At 68.0% G+C, this 17187-nt stretch carries 13 protein-coding genes; 3 read left to right on the plus strand and 10 right to left on the minus strand.

Annotation, left to right across the window (positions count from 1 at the left end):
- Positions 1–84: 84 nt before the first annotated feature.
- The 4 genes from BLQ75_RS13470 to BLQ75_RS13485 all read right to left on the minus strand — a co-directional run bounded on the left by BLQ75_RS13470 (position 85) and on the right by BLQ75_RS13485 (position 4879).
- Positions 85–822 (minus strand): response regulator, encoded by a 738-nt coding sequence (locus BLQ75_RS13470; RefSeq protein ID WP_092602223.1) that lies wholly within the window; start codon positions 820–822, stop codon positions 85–87.
- Positions 819–2087, minus strand: a complete 1269-nt coding sequence (locus tag BLQ75_RS13475) for a sensor histidine kinase (RefSeq protein ID WP_170837478.1) — start codon at positions 2085–2087, stop codon at positions 819–821. The genes BLQ75_RS13470 and BLQ75_RS13475 overlap by 4 nt, the downstream gene beginning before the upstream one ends.
- A 26-nt stretch (positions 2088–2113) precedes the next feature.
- The gene (locus tag BLQ75_RS13480) at positions 2114–3667 is read right to left on the minus strand and encodes a DUF4135 domain-containing protein (RefSeq protein WP_170837479.1); all 1554 of its coding nucleotides are present in this window, start codon (positions 3665–3667) and stop codon (positions 2114–2116) included.
- Between the two features lie 432 nt (positions 3668–4099).
- Positions 4100–4879: a MerR family transcriptional regulator gene (locus BLQ75_RS13485; protein WP_092602228.1), complete on the minus strand. Its 780-nt coding sequence runs from the start codon at positions 4877–4879 to the stop codon at positions 4100–4102.
- Between the two features lie 295 nt (positions 4880–5174).
- Here BLQ75_RS13485 and BLQ75_RS13490 point away from each other — a divergent pair, with 295 nt between their 5' ends.
- Positions 5175–7019, plus strand: coding sequence for an acyl-CoA dehydrogenase (locus BLQ75_RS13490; protein WP_092602230.1), 1845 nt, complete (start codon positions 5175–5177; stop codon positions 7017–7019).
- Between the two features lie 160 nt (positions 7020–7179).
- Here the strand turns inward: BLQ75_RS13490 and BLQ75_RS13495 are convergent, their stop codons facing one another.
- The 5 genes from BLQ75_RS13495 to BLQ75_RS13515 form a co-directional block, all read right to left on the minus strand.
- Positions 7180–8217, minus strand: coding sequence for a zinc-dependent alcohol dehydrogenase family protein (locus BLQ75_RS13495; protein ID WP_092602453.1), 1038 nt, complete (start codon positions 8215–8217; stop codon positions 7180–7182).
- Between the two features lie 202 nt (positions 8218–8419).
- Positions 8420–10807 (minus strand): VanW family protein, encoded by a 2388-nt coding sequence (locus BLQ75_RS24495; protein WP_092602232.1) that lies wholly within the window; start codon positions 10805–10807, stop codon positions 8420–8422.
- 163 nt (positions 10808–10970) lie between these two features.
- Positions 10971–11291, minus strand: coding sequence for a GroES family chaperonin (locus BLQ75_RS13505; RefSeq protein ID WP_043569699.1), 321 nt, complete (start codon positions 11289–11291; stop codon positions 10971–10973).
- An 84-nt stretch (positions 11292–11375) separates the two neighbouring features.
- On the minus strand, positions 11376–13256 hold the full coding sequence (locus BLQ75_RS13510) for an NHL domain-containing thioredoxin family protein (protein ID WP_092602234.1): 1881 nt from the start codon (positions 13254–13256) through the stop codon (positions 11376–11378).
- 130 nt (positions 13257–13386) lie between these two features.
- On the minus strand, positions 13387–14349 hold the full coding sequence (locus BLQ75_RS13515; RefSeq protein ID WP_092602236.1) for an NAD-dependent epimerase/dehydratase family protein: 963 nt from the start codon (positions 14347–14349) through the stop codon (positions 13387–13389).
- 308 nt (positions 14350–14657) lie between these two features.
- Here BLQ75_RS13515 and BLQ75_RS13520 point away from each other — a divergent pair, with 308 nt between their 5' ends.
- Positions 14658–15296 carry a ScbR family autoregulator-binding transcription factor gene (locus BLQ75_RS13520; RefSeq protein WP_211481357.1) on the plus strand — a complete coding sequence of 213 codons (639 nt, stop codon included), beginning with the start codon at positions 14658–14660 and terminating at the stop codon, positions 15294–15296.
- A gap of 71 nt (positions 15297–15367) precedes the next feature.
- Here BLQ75_RS13520 and BLQ75_RS13525 read toward each other — a convergent pair whose 3' ends face one another.
- Complete coding sequence (locus tag BLQ75_RS13525) at positions 15368–15976, minus strand: TetR/AcrR family transcriptional regulator (protein ID WP_092602238.1); 609 nt, start codon at positions 15974–15976, stop codon at positions 15368–15370.
- A gap of 381 nt (positions 15977–16357) precedes the next feature.
- Here BLQ75_RS13525 and BLQ75_RS13530 point away from each other — a divergent pair, with 381 nt between their 5' ends.
- Positions 16358–17032 (plus strand): response regulator transcription factor, encoded by a 675-nt coding sequence (locus BLQ75_RS13530; RefSeq protein WP_211481358.1) that lies wholly within the window; start codon positions 16358–16360, stop codon positions 17030–17032.
- The last annotated feature ends 155 nt before the right edge of the window (positions 17033–17187 follow it).

Consider the following 17187-nt stretch of genomic DNA (forward strand, 5'->3'; position numbering starts at 1 on the left):
GTGGCGGGCGGCCACAGCGGGTGTTCGTTCCCCACTGCGCCGTCCGATCGATCACAACGGGCTCACGGCTCGGTGAGGCACCCCTCAGGAGGAGTCCTCGTTGGACTCGACGTTGCCGACCTCGTCCATCAAGCCGCACTCGAACGCGAAGACGACGAGTTTCACCCGATCACGCAGCTGCAACTTGTGCAGGCAGCTCGAAACATGGGTCTTGATCGTCGCTTCACCCACCACCAGACGATCGGCGATCTCACGGTTGGACAGCCCTTGGCCCACGTAGCACAGGATCTCCCGCTCCCGGTGGGTCAGCTCGGCCAACATACGACGGCGATCTCCGGCTCGGGAAGCCCCGCGCCATGCCTCGGCGGCGCTGCAACCACGACGGATGACCTGGCGGGTGACCTCGGGCGCGAGCAGGGCATGGCCTTCGAAGGCGGCGAACACGGCCTGGACGAGTTGGGCGGGGTCGGAGTTCTTCAGCAAAAAGCCCGACGCACCCGCCTGGAGGCTCTCCAGCACGTTGTCCTCGTCGTCGAAGCTGGTGAGTATGATCACCGAGGCCTGGTACTCCGCGGTGATCCGCCACGTTGCCTGGATACCGTCCATCCCCGGCATCTGGATGTCCATCAGTACGATGTCGGGCCGGAGTCGCCGGGTCAGCTCGATCGCTTCCGTACCGTCACATGCCTCGCCCACGACCTCCAGGAACTGTTCGGTGTTGAGGATCGTGGCGAGACCGGACCTGACCAGCTGCTGGTCGTCGACCAGCAGCAGCCGAATCGGCCGGGTGAGTTCGTTGTGGCCCGCGTGCTGAACGCTCACGTGTTCTCCTGAGGCCAGGTGAGACAGGCTTCCACGCAGTAACCGCCGTTCTCGGTGGTCGAGGTGCGCAGACTTCCGTTGTGCAGCTCGACCCGCTCGCGCATCCCCACGAGCCCTACCTGGCTGCCCGAGGTGTTGCCTCGGGGGCGGCCGTTGTCGACGACCCGCAGCCGTACCTCACGAGGGGAGGTGTCCTCCAGGACCTCGACGCACACGTCCACGTGATCGGCTGTCGAATGACGACGAACGTTGACCAGGGCTTCTTGGAGGATGCGGTGGAGCGCCAGGGCCGGTGCGGAAGGAATCCGCTCGAGGTCACCGCTCTCCCGTACGTCGATCCGCAGACCGAGCCGGCGGAAGGACTCCACCGTGGTACGCATGGCCCCGATACCGTCGTGAGCTCCTTCCCCCGTGCCTTTCTCGTCACGTACCCGCAGCGCGCTCAGCAACAGCCGCAGATCCTGAGTGGCGGCCCGTGCGGAATGCTCGACCTGGCTCATGGCCTCGACCGCCTTGTCGGGGTCGGTGGTGAGGACACGGCGAGCGGCACTGGTCTGAATACCGATCACCGACACGTGGCGCCCGACGACGTCGTGCAGTTCACGAGCTATCCGCAGTCGTTCCTCGCCGACAGCGCGCTCGCTGAGCTCGGCCGTCTGCTTCGCGATGGTGATCGCCTGCTGGGTCGCGGCGTCCTCCCGTCGCGCCCTCCACCATGTGAGGACACCCGCGAGGGTGGCGCTGAGATAGAAAACGGTGGTGGAGAGCAGAACCTGCAGCACGGCCGCGGTGGTAGCGGAGAAGACACCGTAGCTGGACTGCAACGCCAGCGTTTCGAGCTGCTGACGGATCAGAAAGTCGTACAGGATCCAGGCACCGGCCACCAGGGCGAAGACCAGCGCCAGCACCATGGCGCCGATCCGGTGCCACGCCCAGGCCATGGCATTGAAAAGGGAGAAGAAATAGTACACCTGCACGAAGAAGACCGGTGACAGCATCGGAGCGAAGATCGCGGTCAGAATGAGGTGGACCGTGGCGATCGCGAGCACCGTCAAGGGGAACAGGCGCCGCACAACGAGGGTCAGGATCGGAACGACGACCCACAGCAACTGTTCGACAACGCTCATTTCCACTTCGAGGAGCGAACCGAGACTTCGGGCCGTCTCCATCGAGAGCAGGGCGCATCCACCGAAGACCAGCGCGAAGAGGAAGTCGATGCGCAGCACCTGGCGGGTGTCGACCGGCCGGCGCCATTGTTCATCCACACCGGACACATGTCGGAGCCACCCGATCATAAGGCTCCGTCTTCCTGCGCGAATGTCGTAGTTCTTCCGGTTTTCCCTGATTCCCCAGACCCCCACACGTCGAGAGCGCGGTGCGCCGCTTCGGCTTCTCGCTCGGCATCCTCATCGGTCAGCCGGCTCACCGCCCGCAGGCAGTGATCCAACGGGGACAGTCGACAGCGGACCCCGGTATCGGCACCGTGTCCGTCACGGACGGACGTGCCGCGCGGGGAAACGCGGAAGCTCGGCATGTCCCCCACAGCGAGCTGACGCATCTCCGCGTTCACCAGTCGTGGCGGAGTTGGCGGATCGAGCACGACCAGACGCCCGAAGACCCGCCGCCGTGCCTCGTGACCGGCGAAGGCCGGGTGCGTGGCCATACGCAGTACCTGGTGGTAGAGCATCGTTGGACGGTGTACGTAGCGCACGCTCCCCCGTTCGAAGGATTCCTCGATCGTGCGCAGCGTCCGTTCCCGGTGGCGCAGTACCCAGGAGACCACGTCGGTGAAACCACCGACCAGCTCGTCGCGCTCGGCCCGAGTCCGAGGGTGGGCGGTGGGTGCCGGTCCTGGGTGTTCAACCCGTATCGAAGCCATCTCGAGACGCATGTCGTCGCGACCCACGTTGACCGCCTTCCAGCCTCGGAACGGCGAGCGATCACCCGGGCGGTATGCCAATGCGCCCGGGTCGAACGCACGGTCATCGAACTCGTCGTTCGCGTCGTCAGCCCGCTCACGACGCAGCGAGAGCATGCCTGTCGCCACGACGCCGAGCAGTCCGTCGGACCGAGCGAACCCCAGCCCCTCGATGCGAGGGGTCATGAGGGTCTCGGCGTCGACGACCACGGGCAGTCCGCGCGAGTCGGTGAGCAGGTTCTCGTAGTGGATGTCGGTGGCGTCGAGGAGATACAGCGCCGCGAGCAGGGCGCCCGCGACGCGCGGGTACCCGTGGGCGGGCGGTGTCCGCCCGTCGAAGTGCTCGACCCAGCCTCGTAGGTCCGTGCTGTAGGACGTCGGTTCGGGCACCTCGATCCCCACCCGCTCCCCCAGCCAGGAAGCGAACCGGGTGAATCCCTGCTCGACCCACAGGTCGCGCGGCTTGGCCACGACGCGTCGACCGGAGTCAAGGAGGAGGACGGCTACACTTCGGCCACCGCCGTGCGTGTCGCCTGTGCCGAGGTCGATGTCCTCGATCCGGTCCTCGGGTCGCGCTCCGGCGACCGCACCGGTCACCGCCTCCCACCGCGACTGCGTGTCGTGCAGCATCGCCAGCACGGCGTCACGGCGCGTTCGCACCACGAGACGCACCCAAGCGACCATGTCGGGCACGTCGTCGGCGATGTCGGCGATGCCGGACGAGGACGCCGACTCCGCCACGAAGGCGGCGAAGCGCTCCTCGGCGCTGTGGCCGCGGAGTGCGCCCGCTCGACGCGCGTCGTCCAGCCGCTGCAGCAGGGTGCGAGCCACGAGTGCGGTGGCCTGGGCCACCAGGTGTTCCCGCACCCTGTCGATCACGCGGGCAGGACGGGCGATTATCGTGAGAGCGCTCAACGCATCGTGCACCGGCTCGACGAGATCCCCCACCAGACGCGCCGCGACTTCCCCCAGCCGAGGCTCTCCTTCGGTTCCTCTTGGATATAGTTCCGCGAAAGTACACTGCGGCGCTTCGCGCGGGCGCCAACGCGATGCTCGTGGTAGCGCCACGGCGTCGATTCTCCCCAGTACAGCATCAAGTTCGTCAGGATCGTTTACCTCGGGGAAAAGCACCCTCCAAGGATTCACTCGATCAGGTTAACGTGCGAAACAACGTTTGAGAAGCCGAACAGTCTTCACGCATCCCGGTGGACGGCGCGTCCGTGCCGGTGAGGAGATTCACCGGCACGGCGGACCGTGATGCTCACAGGTTCGTCCAGTGTGTGGGTGCGGGCTGGAACGGACCCGCCCGCAACCGGTGTCACCGGCCGTCCGGCCTCACCGGCGGTCGCGCCGGACCACTCACTCGCGGGCGCGTTCGGCGTTGGCCAGGATCGCGTCGTGCACGAACCGGGCGCCCCCGACTCCGATCTCGCGCTCGTAGGTGGCCGTGAACCGCTCGTCGGCCAAATACATCGCGGCCAGCGAGCACTGCATCGCGTAGGAGCACTCGTAGAACCAACCACTGATCAACAGGCGGTGCCGTTCGGCCAGGTCCGTCGCACGGGCACTAGTGGCCGACTCGCCCTCGGCCAACGCCGTGGCGAAGTCCCGGTGCAGCTGCCGCTGCTCGGCGGCCATGCGCTGCCAGTCCTCCCTGGTGTAGGAGGCCGTGCGGCGCCGCGACTCCCGGTAGGGATCGGTGCCGCCCCAGCGCCGCTGTGCCTCCTCGGCGTGCTCGTCCGGGTCGAACCCGCCGAACAGTTCGAACTTCTCCTCCTCGGAGAGATCGATTCCCATCGTGTTCGCCTCCAGTTCCAGCTCCACGGTGGCCAGCACCGCCCGCAGCCGGTCGATCCGCTCGGTCAACAGCCGTCGCTGGCGCCGCAGATGCGCAGTGGTGTCACCGCCGTCGAGGATGTCGGCGATGTCGGTGAGGCCGAACCCGAGTTCGCGGTAGGCGAGAATCCGCCGCAGCCGTTCGAGATCCGCCTCCGAGTACTCGCGGTAACCCGCCGCGCTGCGCCCGCTCGGTGACAGCAGCCCGATCTGGTCGTAGTGGTGCAGGGTGCGCACCGTGACCCCGGAGAGCCGTGCCACCTCACCGACACCGCGGCCGGAGCCCGCCGCCGAACGACTCATGTTCGCTCACCTCGACCACGAGGGTGCTGCCTCACGCGGCGTGAGGGTCAAGCCGGAGTCCGAACCCTCGGACACCACTGGTTTCCCCGGCGGGAGCCGCCGCCCCGAGGGCTTGCCGAATACCGGCCGTCGTCCGCGAATCGAACGCCGAAGAGCCGGAGCACACCGACGTTCGGGGCGTTTCGACGGTGTTCGCTTGGCAGAAGTTACTGGTAGGTAATATACTTGGGTTACCGATGAGTAAGGGCGTGGTACCTGGCCCGCCCTGCACGATTCAGCACGAGGGAGCCACGCCATGGGCCATTACAAGAGCAATATCCGCGACCTCGAGTTCAACCTCTTCGAGCTGTTCGAAGTGCAGAATCGGCTGGGCAAGGGCGCGTTCGAACAGGCCGACGAGGACTCGGCCCGGGGCGTGCTCACCGAGCTGAACACCCTCGCGACCGGCCCGCTGGCCGAGTCCTTCGAGGAGGGCGACCGCAACCCGGCCCAGTTCGACCCGAAGACCAGCTCGGTCACGCTGCCCGAAGGCTTCAAGAAGTCCTACCAGCAGGTCATGGACGGTGAGTGGTGGCGGCTGAGCCTGCCCGACGAGCTGGGCGGCTACGGCATCCCGCCGTCGGTGCAGTGGGCCGCGGCGGAGCTGATGCTGGGCTCCAACCCCGCGATCTTCATGTACATGGCCGGCCCGAGCTTCGCCACCATCCTGTGGGAGAACGGCACCGAGCAGCAGCGGCGCTGGGCCGAGCTGATGATCGACCGCGGCTGGGGCGCGACGATGGTGCTGACCGAGCCCGACGCGGGTTCCGACGTCGGCGCGGGCCGCACCAAGGCCGTCAAGCAGGAGGACGGCAGCTGGCACCTCGAAGGCGTCAAGCGGTTCATCACCTCGGGCGACCAGGACATGACCGAGAACATCATGCACCTGGTGTTGGCCCGCCCCGAGGGGCCCGACGTGGAGCCCAAGCCGGGCACCAAAGGGCTGAGTCTGTTCCTGGTGCCGAAGTACCACTTCGACGGCAGCACCGGTGAGCCCGGCGAGCGCAACGGCGCCTTCGTCACCAACGTCGAGCACAAGATGGGCCTCAACGCCTCGGCCACCTGCGAACTCACCTTCGGCCAGCACGGCACACCCGCCAAGGGCTGGCTGCTCGGCGAGGTGCACGACGGCATCGCGCAGATGTTCCAGGTCATCGAGTACGCCCGTATGATGGTCGGCACCAAGGCCATCGGCACCCTGTCCACCGGCTACCTCAACGCGCTGGAGTACGCCAAGGAGCGGGTGCAGAGCGCCGACATGCCGCGCGCGGCCGACAAGACCGCGCCCCGCGTCACGATCACGCACCACCCGGACGTGCGGCGCATCCTGATGCTGCAGAAGGCCTACGCGGAAGGGCTGCGCGCCGTCTACTGCTACGCCTCCGACTACCAGGACCGCATCTCGCAGGCCAAGACGAGCGGCGAGGACGCCAGCCTGTTCGAGCAGGTCAACGACCTGCTGCTGCCGATCGTCAAGGGCGTCGGCTCCGAGCGCGCCTACGAGATGCTCACGCTGTCGCTGCAGACCCTGGGAGGCTCGGGCTACCTGCAGGACTACCCGATCGAGCAGTACATCCGGGACGCCAAGATCGACAGCCTCTACGAGGGCACCACCGCGATCCAGGCACAGGACTTCTTCTTCCGCAAGATCGTGAAGAACAACGGCCAGGCGATCGGCCACGTGGCGAACGAGATCCAGCAGACCCTGAACGCCTCCGAGGCCGACGAGCGGCTCAAGGAGGAGCGGGAGCTGCTCGGACAGGCGCTGGACGACGCGCAGAGCATGCTCGGGGCGCTGTTCGGCTTCGCGACCTCCGCCCAGGAGGACGTCAACGAGATCTACAAGGTCGGACAGCAGGCCGTCACCCTGCTGATGAGCATGGGCGACGTGCTGATCGGCTGGCTGCTGCTGCGCCAGGCCGAGATCGCGCTGCGCGCGCTGGACAACGGCGCCACCGGCAGGGAAGCCTCGTTCTACAACGGCAAGGTCGCCGCCGTGCGGTTCTTCGCCAAGAACGTGCTGCCCGAGCTCTCCTCCCGGCGCAAGGTCGTGGAGAACACCGACAACTCGCTGATGGAGATCGACGAGGCCGCGTTCTGATCCCCGGACCGCGCTCGTAACGACTCACCCGCGCCCACCGGCACCACCGGGAGAACCCGGCGGAACCGGTGGGCGCGGTTCTTCTTTCGACGGTTCCCGACGAGCGTCGATTTCTCGCGAAATCGCGGCGCCCCGGGAACCGGCAACGCACTCCTCGGACTCAGCTCGGGTCGACGAGCACTTTGAGCGCCTTCCGCTCGGCCATCTCCCGGTACCCCTCGGACACACCGTCCAAACCGATCCGCCGGTCGAACACCCGTCCCGGGTCGAACTTGCCGTAGAGCACGTCGGGCAACAGCTCGGGAATGTAGGCCCGGGCCGGGCAGACTCCACCCGCGATGCCGACGTTGCGCGTGAACATCTCGCGCACGTCCACACCGTCGCCGTCCTGCGGGACACCGACGTAACCGACCCGACCGCCTTCCCGGGCCACCCGCAGCGCGGTTCGCAACGAGTCACCGGTGCCGACGCACTCCAGCACCGACCGCGTCCCCTCGCCGCCGGTCAGCTCGCGGATCCGTTCCACGGCCTCCTCCCCTCGTTCGGGGACCACGTCCGTGGCACCGAACTCGACGGCGAGATCCGTGCGATCGGTGTGTCTGCCCATGACGATGATCCGCTCCGCGCCGAGCCGGTTGGCCGCGAGCACCCCGCACAGCCCGACAGCGCCGTCGCCGACGACGGTAACGGTGCCACCGGGGCGCACTCCCGCGGAGACCGCGGCGTGGTGGCCGGTGGGAAGCACGTCGGCGAGGGTGAGCAGGCCTGGGAGCAGCTCGCTGTCCGGCTCCACCGGCAGTCGGACCAGGGTGCCCTCGGCGTAGGGCACCCGCACCGCCTCGCCCTGGGCCCCGTCCGAACCGGACGAGCCCCACAGGCCGCCGTTGACGCAGGAGGTCTGCAGCCGCTCCCTGCAGTAGGCGCACTCGCCGTCGGACCAGGTGAACGGCGAAACCACCAGATCGCCCGGCCGCAGCCCGTTCACCTCGGAACCGGTCTCCTCGACCACACCGAGGAACTCGTGACCGATGCGACTGCCCGCCCCGTCCCGCTCCATGCCTCGGTAGGGCCAGAGGTCACTACCGCAGATGCAGGTCAGACTCACCCGCACGATCGCGTCGGTGGGCTCGGACAGCACCGGGTCGGCGACGTTCTCCACCCGCACGTCCCCCGCACCGTGTATGACGGTGGCGCGCATGAAACCACTCCGTTTCCGGTCGGAACCTTCCACCTCTCACACGTGTGGAGTAGTGGCAGGATTCCCGCGTACCGGCATATATCCGGAGATCGTGCGGCATCACACCCGTCGCGTTCCACGGAAAGCGGCCGAGCCGGCACTGACGGGACGGGCATCGCCGTCCCCGCCCGGAGCCAGGGCACCGCCCGGAGGCCGGGAACGGCTACTGCTCGTCCTTCTTCTCGCACTTGATGATCGGTTGCGGGTCGTAGACGACCTTCCGCCGGTTCTTGGTCACCTCACCGGTCTCGATGTTCTTCCGTATCCGGGTGTTGTAGACCGTGAAACCCTTCTTGCCGCTGCTCTCGATGCAGTGCTCACCGGCGGGTATCGTCTTCTTCTCGGGCTCGGTGATGTCGGTCTTGTCGCTGGTCTTGGACTTGACCTCGTACTGCTTGGTCCCCCAGAAGGTCACCTTCACCGAATCCGGCGTCCACGCGGTCTTGATCAGGATTCCGCTGTCGGAGACGTTCTTGAACTTCACGTCGATCAGACTGGTGCCGTCCTTCTTCTGGAACACCGTCGCTTCCCGCCCCATCGGGTAGCGGCTGATGTAGTAGCTGTGCTCCCTGTGCTCGACGTCCTTCATACCCGCCAGGTAGGAGGCGTTGTACAGCGTGGTGGCGAACTGGGAGATGCCGCCGCCGACGGCCTCGTCGGGACGTCCGTCCTTGATGATTCCGGAGGCGATGTAGCCCTGTTCCTTCTGTCGGATGCCGGTGTGGCCGTTGAGGCTGAACGTCTCACCCGGCTTGACGAGGGCACCGTCGACCTCCTGGGCGACGCGTTTGATGTTCACCCCGGAGTCCTCGCTGAACCCGCCCGTGGTGAAGGTGCTGACCTTCTCCTCGATGCCGAGCTTCTTCGCCTCTTCGGTGGTCAGCTCGGCGGGAACGTCCTTGTAGACCGCCTCGATGGTGTCCGAGCCGGACTGGGTGAGCTTCTCGCGCAGCGGCTCGAACGTCTTCTTCCAGTCGATGCCGCGCCCGGTCTCGGAGGGCTCGACGGTGGGCTTGCCGTCCTCGAAGACGAAGGAGGCGTCCTTGCCCTCCTTGAGGGTGGACTCGACCTGCGGCTTGACGACCTTCTTCGCGGCGGGGACGTCGATGTGCCAGTCCAGACCGCCCGAGTCGTTCGGCTCGAAGCGCAGCGCGCCGGCGATGTCGGCGGGAGCCAGGGTGGCCTGCACCCCGTCACCGTTCACGGTGACCGGCCCCGAGACGGCGGGACGGGCCACCCGCTCCAGCGCGCGCCGCACGCCGGACTCGGTGGTGCGGACCTCCTCCTTCGTGTAGGGCAGCGCGACGGGGTCGCCGCCCACCCAGTCGCGGACCACGACGTCCAACGAGCGCTCGATGTCCACATTCCTGCCGGTGACCGGGAACACCGGCACGGGCTCGGAGCCCTCGAAGCGGATGGTTCCCTCCACCGGCTCCCGGTGGAGGTCGTTGCGCACCCGCTTCAGCTGCTCCCGAAGCTTCTCCCTGTCGACGTTGCTCTCGGGAGTCACCTCGCGGGTGGTGAAGAACGAGGTCAGCCTCGTGATCGGGTTCAGCGGCTGCGAGCCCGCCTTGTCCAGTGTGGCGTCCCAGTCCATCGACAGGCCCGCGGCCGCGGGATCGATGCTGCTGCTGGCCTTGCCCACCTCGAGCCGGATGGGGTCGCTGAGCGAGTCGTCGAGCTGGGAGCGCAGTTCCCGCTCGGCGGCAGCGGGGTTCAGTCCACCGACGTCGACACCGGCGACCGTGGTGCCCCTGGGCACCTGGCCACTGCTGAACGCCAGGTCACCGATGTAGAGCAGTACGAGCACGCCGAGGGTGATCCCGGCGGCGAGCCCTGCCCGGAGTAAGGAACGGCGCGGCGGCAGTTTCCGCCCGAGGAGCGAACCAGCCGCGTCCTTCCCCTGAGCCGGGGCCTCCGCCGGAGCCTCGAACGGGGGCTGCTGGGGGTAACCGGGCGTCCCGAACCGCTGCCCCACCCCGAAGGGCTCCTGCTGGGGCTGGTGGTGACCGAACCACGCGGTCGCGTCGGAGGAGTACTCCGGCGCGGCGGTGACGAACGCGGCGGGCGCTGCCGGCTCGACGGTCTCGGTGGTGTCGGCCACGGCGGGGATGGTGTCGGTGCGCTCGGCGTCTCCCTCGAAAGGCACCACCGTCGTCCCCTCGGCGATCCGGGGGATGGTGTCGGTGCTTTCGGTGTCGTCCTCGGCCGGGGCCTCGGGCCGGTCCGAGCCGTCCGCCGCGTCGGTGCCATCAGCCCCGGTTCGCCCCGTGTCCGGGCTTTCAGCGGCGTCGAGGGCCGCCCCCGCGGTGTGTGGCGGTGTGATGCCGGGCCTGGTGTCGCGACGTGACTCGTCGACTTCCGCCGACCCCGGATCGTCCGAGCGCCGAGTGGCGTCCGCCTCCGCTGTGCCCTCGCCAACCACGTCGCGGTTCGGGGCCCCACTGCCGCTCAGATCACCGGAGAGAAACTGAATCCGCTCGGTCGGTTCGTCCGCTCGCCGGTCCCGACCACTCTCGGTGCGATCGGGACGTTCGTGGTCTTCCGGCACCGCGTCCCCTTCTTCTCGGTCTTGCGGCGGAGTCGGCGGCGCACACCAGCCAGCCGACCACCATCACCGGTACGGCCCGGCCGCGGCGGCCCTCCACCGATTCCGACCCGGTCCCACGTGCGACACAGCGCACATCGGCCCCGTCGAACCGGACGCACCTCGCTCAAAGATACAGACCGGTCCCCTGTTCGGTCCGTTCGGAGGCCACGGCGTGCAGGTCACGCTCCCGCAGCACCACGTAGATCTCGCCCCGGACCTCCACCTCGTACTGCTCCTCGGGGTTGAACAGCACCTGGTCCCCGGTCTGGACGCTGCGCACATGACTGCCCACACCGAAAACCTCACCCCAGAGCAGGCGCTTGGCCACCTGCGCGGTCGCCGGGATCACGATACCGCCGCTGCTGCGGCGCTCACCGGACTCTTCGGAGACCCGCACCATGACCCGGTCGTGCAACATCTGGATCTCAAGCTTGGCATCGGTCACCCGGAAAGTTTACGCGTCCGGTCGAGACCACCGAATGCGCAGGGTTGCCCGGGTACGCGCAGGGGTGGGGCGGGCACGAACCGGTCACTGCTCGTCGAGCCCACCCATGACCAGCGGGAGCCTGTCGCTGCCCCCTCGGTCGATCCGGATCGGAACTCCCCAGTCCTGCCTGGTCAACCGGCACGCCGGGTGCTCTACCGCCGAGTCGTCGTCACAACTGGCCGCCTGCGCGACCACGTGCAGCACCCCATGCTCATAGCCCTCGGCCAGCACCAGGCGCCTGCTCAGCTCGGTGCCGGTACCCGCACCGGAAACCAGCATGTCCTCGGGGGAGGAACTCACCTCCAGCCGCGTCGAGGGGCCGTAGCGCTCGTCGAGCTTCTGCCCGGGTGGCGGATCGAACACCACGGTGAGCTCGACCTCACCGGCCCGGATCTCGGTGGCCGGGCGGTTGACCCGCTGCGCTCCTCCCTCGATCAGGCGCGCGGTCATCCCCGGCGGCACCGGGCGTTCCAGCCGGTGCGCGGCGCTCGCGGCCACCACGAGCTCACCCTCCGAGGTGACGGCACCCGAGGGTTCGGAGACCCCCGTCGCGAGCGTGGAGACCTCCGCCGTGGCGGGGTCGTAACGACGGATCGCCCCGTTGTAGGTGTCGCAGATCGCCACGGTCCCGTCCGGCAGCACGGCGACCCCGAGCGGGTGCTGCAGCAGCGCGTCGGCGGCGGGACCGTCGGTGTGGCCGAAGTCGAACAGCCCCTTGCCGATCGCGGTGCGCACCTCGAATCCCCCGTCGTGGGGTTCGACCCACCGCAGGGCGGAGGTCTCGGCGTCGACGAACCAGAGCCGCTCGGAACCGGCGGGGTCCGTCTCCGCGCTCGCGGCGGCGAGTCCGGACGGCTGCGCGAGGAAGGTCTCGGCCGCCGAGCCGTCGCGCAGCCCCTCCACCGTGGTGCCCGCGAACCGGGAGAGGCTTCCCTCTACCGGGTCGAACAGCCCGAGGGTGTGGTTTCCGGCCATCGCGATCACCACACCGCCCGCGGGCTCCCACCAGGTCACGTCCCAGGGGCTGGTCAGCGGTGTCTCCAGCGCCGTCCCGGAGTCCGGTTCGTCCCGCCACTGCGCACCGGTTCCCGCGACCGTGACGACGGCCCCGTCCGCCAACCGAACACCGCGCAGCAGATGGTTCACGGTGTCGGCGACCACCACGTCGTAACCGGCCCGCGCCGCGACGGCCTCGGGCAGCAGCGCCAATCCGCCGGGCTCGCTGAAGGAGGCGAACTCGGCGTCCCCGTCGGCACGGCCCCGGCCGCCGGTGCCGACGCGGCGCAGCGGTGTCTCGCCGTCGGCGGCGAGCTCGACCAGCGAGTGCCGCGCGGAGTCCGCGACGAGCAGCGTGCCCTCGTCCAGGGCGAGGACCTTCGAGGGGAATCGCAGGGTGGTGTTCGACTCCGGCGCGGGAACCCGAGTCTCGGCCCCACGGTGCAGGGTGCCACGTCTTTCGTGCTCGGCCACCAGCTCACCGAGTATCCTGCGCAGCGCTTCGACGTGCCCCTCACCCGCGGCCTCGTGCACCACGTAGCCCTCGGGGTCGATCAGCACCAGGGTGGGCCACGCCTTCACCGCGTAGTCACGCCAGGTGGCCAGCTCAGGGTCGTCGAGCACCGGGTGCTCGACGTCGTAGCGCTCCACGGCGGCGGCGAGCGCGTCCGGGTCCGCCTCGTGCTCGAACTTGGGGGAGTGCACGCCGATGGTGACCAGTTCCTCGGCGAACTCGCGCTCCAGCGGCCGCAGCTCGTCGAGAACGTGCAGGCAGTTGACGCAGCAGAACGCCCAGAAGTCCAGCAGTACGAACCTGCCACGCAGCTCGGTCAGCCGCGGCGTCCGCCCGCCGGTGTTCAACCACTGACGGCCGGTCGGCTCCGGGGCGCGTACACGGGCACGACGATTCCGCTGTTGAGCGCTCATGTTCGTATTGAACAACACTCGCGGGGCGCGTGTTCCTCCCGCGGATCGATGTGGTCGAGCTCGCCGCGCTCGGCCCCGCCACCGGGAAGTTCCCCTGCCGGAGTGGGCAGGGGACGGCGGGCTCGCCGGATCAGCCGACCCCGACAGCCGGGGTGCTCAGCAGCCGGCGATACCAGGCGAGGTGGTTCGAAAACCGCTCACCGAACCCGGGGCCGGGGTCGAGGTCGAGGTCGCGCCAGATCCGGTCCCCGGCGAACCAGTGGTCGTGCAGCACCATCTCCAGGTCGTGCAGTGCTCGTTCGTCACCGCGCAGCCTCTCCCGCGCCGTGGTCGAGTCCAGGTCCGGCCCACCTCGCCGAGGGGGGAAGAGGGTGTCGACCGCGTTCATCAGCTCGGCGCACTCGACGGGGCTCGGGTGGTTGAGGTGGTAGACGTCGCCCGGTATCCGCTCGGCCGAAACCGCGGTCGCGATCACCCTGGCGATGTCGTCGGCGTCGATCAGCGACATCCGCGTCCGCCAGTCGCGCATCCCGCCGTCGAGCTTCTCCCGCAACTCGACCAGGGCGGGGACCACCCAGCGATCACCGGTGCCGTATACCAGGTGGGGGCGCAGCACGATCCCGTCCGCGTTCAGCACCTCCCGCTCGGCGTCGGCACGGGTGCGACTGCGCGCCGAGCTCGGCGCGAGAGGGAGATCGTTCTCCCCGGCATCGCGGAACGGCCCCCTGCCGTAGACGGCGGCCGTACTCAGGTAGATGATCCTGGGTGTCCGACCGGTACGGAGCGCCTCGCCCACGAGCGCCCGCGTGCCTGAGGTGTTGACCGCCGCGCACGCTTCGGGGCCGCCGCTGACGAGGGAGGCCAGGTGCACCACGGCGTCCACACCGTCGCAGACGCCGCGCAGGGAGTCGGGGTCGGTCAGATCCGCCCGCACGGTTTCGAGCCGCGCTGCGCTCTCGGTCTCGGCCCCCTCACGCGGGGACTCGCCCCGGTGCAGGAGCCGTACGGTGAAGTCCGGCCGAGCGGTGAGTGCCCGGGCCACCCGGCTTCCGATGAATCCGCTCGCCCCCGTGAGCAGGATGCGTGATGTCATTCGACAGCCTTCCGCTGATGCTACGGCGATACCGTGCGCGTCGGGATCCGACCGGACGGCGGAGTCACGGTGGACCCCGGCCGGAGTCGGGACCTCGCTCGAACGTGGTGGTCCCGGCCGCCACGCTGCGGTGGGGACGAGCCCCGGACCACGTGTTCCACGCGTGAGCGGGAACAGCCCCGCGACCTCACGGGGCAGGAACACCACTGAGCGATAAAATACAAAACAGACGGTATTTTTTCAAGATCCGATTCGTCTCGGCCCAGTACCCGGACTCCGGGCCATCGAGAGCAGGGGGACTACTTTTCGTGCCAGTACAGGAGAGAGCGCTGCAAACCCGCGACACCCTGATCCGCGCCGCGGCCAGCGTGTTCGACGAGTTCGGCTACTCCGGAGCGAGTATCACCGAGATCATCAACCGGGCCCGGGTGACCCGCGGTGCGCTGTACTTCCACTTCGCTTCCAAGGAGGACCTGGCCAACGGTGTGATCGACGCACAGGCCGAGCAAGTGCGGGTGGCGCCGAGAGAACTCAGGTTGCAGGAACTGGTGGACCTGACCGTGACGGTCGCGCGGGACCTGTCCGCCGACGTCGTCCTGCGTGCGGGCATCCGACTGGCGGTCGAGCAGGGGGCGTTCATGAGTGTGCGGGAGAGCCCGTACATGACCTGGATAGACATGTGCCGCCGGATGCTCGAGGAGGCGCGAGGATCCCACGAACTGCTGCCGCACATCGTGCCCGCCGACACGGCCGAGCTCGTCGTGGGCTCGTTCAGCGGGATCCAGCTGCTGGCGCAGGCCAGGAGTGGGCGGGGCGACCTGCGCGAGCGGGTGTCGATCTTCTGGAACCACATGCTGCCCGGCATCGCCGTGCCCGGCATTCTCGCGCGGCTGGACACGAGCGCCGTCCTCCCGGACGAGACAGGTTCCGGGCCGGCCACGAACTGACCGCCGTCGTCCTCCCGGGAACGGCCGGTGGAGCCCACGATCCGGCCGAAGCGGGGAACGACCCTCGTACCTCAACCGGTCGCCGCCGGATGGCGCACGGAGAACAGTCGGACTTCCGGCCACAGGGTCGCCCAGAGCTCGGTCACGGTGGTTTCGCGCCACCAGAACCGGTCGAACCTACCCAGCCCGAACAATCCCATGATCAGCGAACTGAACGTCCAGGCCAGCCCCTGACCGGCTTCGGCCCCTGGATCGACGCTCTCGGCGTCGCGCACCGAAGCGATCTTGTCTTGGATCAACCGTGTCCACCGCCGCTGTATCGCGTGCGCGCCTCCCGAGCCGTCGGACTCGCTGCCCAGGTACACCCCCGCGCGGATGACGACGTCGGTCTCCAGCAGCGACAGCATCGCGACGGTGAAGTCACGGATGGCCACGGGGACGGGGCGTGGGTCGTGCAGCAGCGCGGACTCGTACCCGTCGATGCTGACCGCCGCGTGCTCACGTACCGCCGCCTTCAGCTCCTCCTTGGTCTCGAAGTGGAAGTAGAGCGCACCACGGCTGAGTCCGGCGACCTCGCAGATCTCCGTCAGTCCGGTGGCGTCGGCGCCCTTCCGCTCGAAGAGCTCGGAGGCGGCCTCGATGATCGCCCAGCGGCTGTACCTGGCACGTTCTTGTCTCATCAGAACACTCCTTCCACACCTCACAAACCGCCTAAGCGGTTTTATATTCCTCGGAAGCCTACTCGATGCCGCCGGAAATCACCGCAACACGCACTCGAACACAGCGGCACCGCGTCCCGACGCCAGCACGGCCACCCTGTCACGAAGAAGAAAAATCGCTGCTCAAAGTGGTTATGTGCTACGGACCAGCATGCGACTCGAACACGAAGTGTCACCTTGTGGTGAACATATCGCAACCAGCACCAGAAGCCAGCCCTGCCGTTGAAAACCAATCGATTGGTTTGTTATTTTGAGGCCGGTTGCCACCACAGAACGAACGGCTCACCCGCGCCTCCCGCAGTTCGGGACACCGCGACGAGCGATCCATGGGACGGAGTCACTTTGAACTTACTCGTGGTCGAAGACGACACCGCCTCACGCGAGGAGATGTGTCGAGCGCTGCGACGGCACGGTCACTCGGTGGACACTGCTCACTCCGGCAAGCAGGCGCTCGAGAAGTACCGGAGCTCGGACCTGGTGATACTGAGCCTCGACATCGGCGATCTCGACGGTCTGAAGCTGTGCCGCGACATACGAGCGACGTGCGAGATCCCCGTGATCGCACTGGCGGCGCGGGCCTCCGAGCCCGACCGAGTGCTCGGGCTGCGCGCCGGTGCCGACGACTACATGACCCGCCCCTGCGGGACGCACGAACTGGCGGCACGTGTCGAGGCGGTCACCCGCCGCACCGGCAGCCGGCTCCGGGGCGACCGCGCCATCTCGCACGGACTGCTGCGAATCGACCCGGACGCACGCGAGGTCCGGTGGAAACAGCGCCTGATCAACGTGACGAGGAAGGAGTTCGACCTCCTGCACCTGCTCGCCTCGAACCCGAAGACGGTCTTCTCCCGGCAGGAGATCATGTCCGAGGTGTGGGAGGAAGAGTACCGCAAAACCAGCAGAACGCTCGACACGCACGTCAACAGCCTGCGCAGCAAGCTGCACGACAGCAACTCGATCGTCACGGTACGCGGCATCGGATTCCGGCTCGGGCACGAGCCGGCCACGACCGAGTGAGCGTCACACGGGGCGCTGGAAATCTCCGGGCGTCGATTTCACGAGAAATCCACGCCCGGGTGTTTCGTGGGAATCAGGAACTCTGGATTTCCGATCCGGCCGGAAATCGTCCGACACCGTGGTCGTGCTCCGGGGGACAGAGCACGACCTCTCGT

This window comes from Actinopolyspora xinjiangensis (assembly GCF_900104475.1).
GTDB lineage: Bacteria > Actinomycetota > Actinomycetes > Mycobacteriales > Pseudonocardiaceae > Actinopolyspora > Actinopolyspora xinjiangensis.

Coding starts and splice junctions, on each gene's coding strand:
- BLQ75_RS13485 (WP_092602228.1), bottom strand. CDS start 4,879: ATGAGTCGTTCGGCGGCGGGCTCCGGCCGCGGTGTCGGTGAGGTGGCA.
- BLQ75_RS13490 (WP_092602230.1), top strand. CDS start 5,175: ATGGGCCATTACAAGAGCAATATCCGCGACCTCGAGTTCAACCTCTTC.
- BLQ75_RS13495 (WP_092602453.1), bottom strand. CDS start 8,217: ATGCGCGCCACCGTCATACACGGTGCGGGGGACGTGCGGGTGGAGAAC.
- BLQ75_RS13510 (WP_092602234.1), bottom strand. CDS start 13,256: ATGAGCGCTCAACAGCGGAATCGTCGTGCCCGTGTACGCGCCCCGGAG.
- BLQ75_RS13515 (WP_092602236.1), bottom strand. CDS start 14,349: ATGACATCACGCATCCTGCTCACGGGGGCGAGCGGATTCATCGGAAGC.
- BLQ75_RS13525 (WP_092602238.1), bottom strand. CDS start 15,976: ATGAGACAAGAACGTGCCAGGTACAGCCGCTGGGCGATCATCGAGGCC.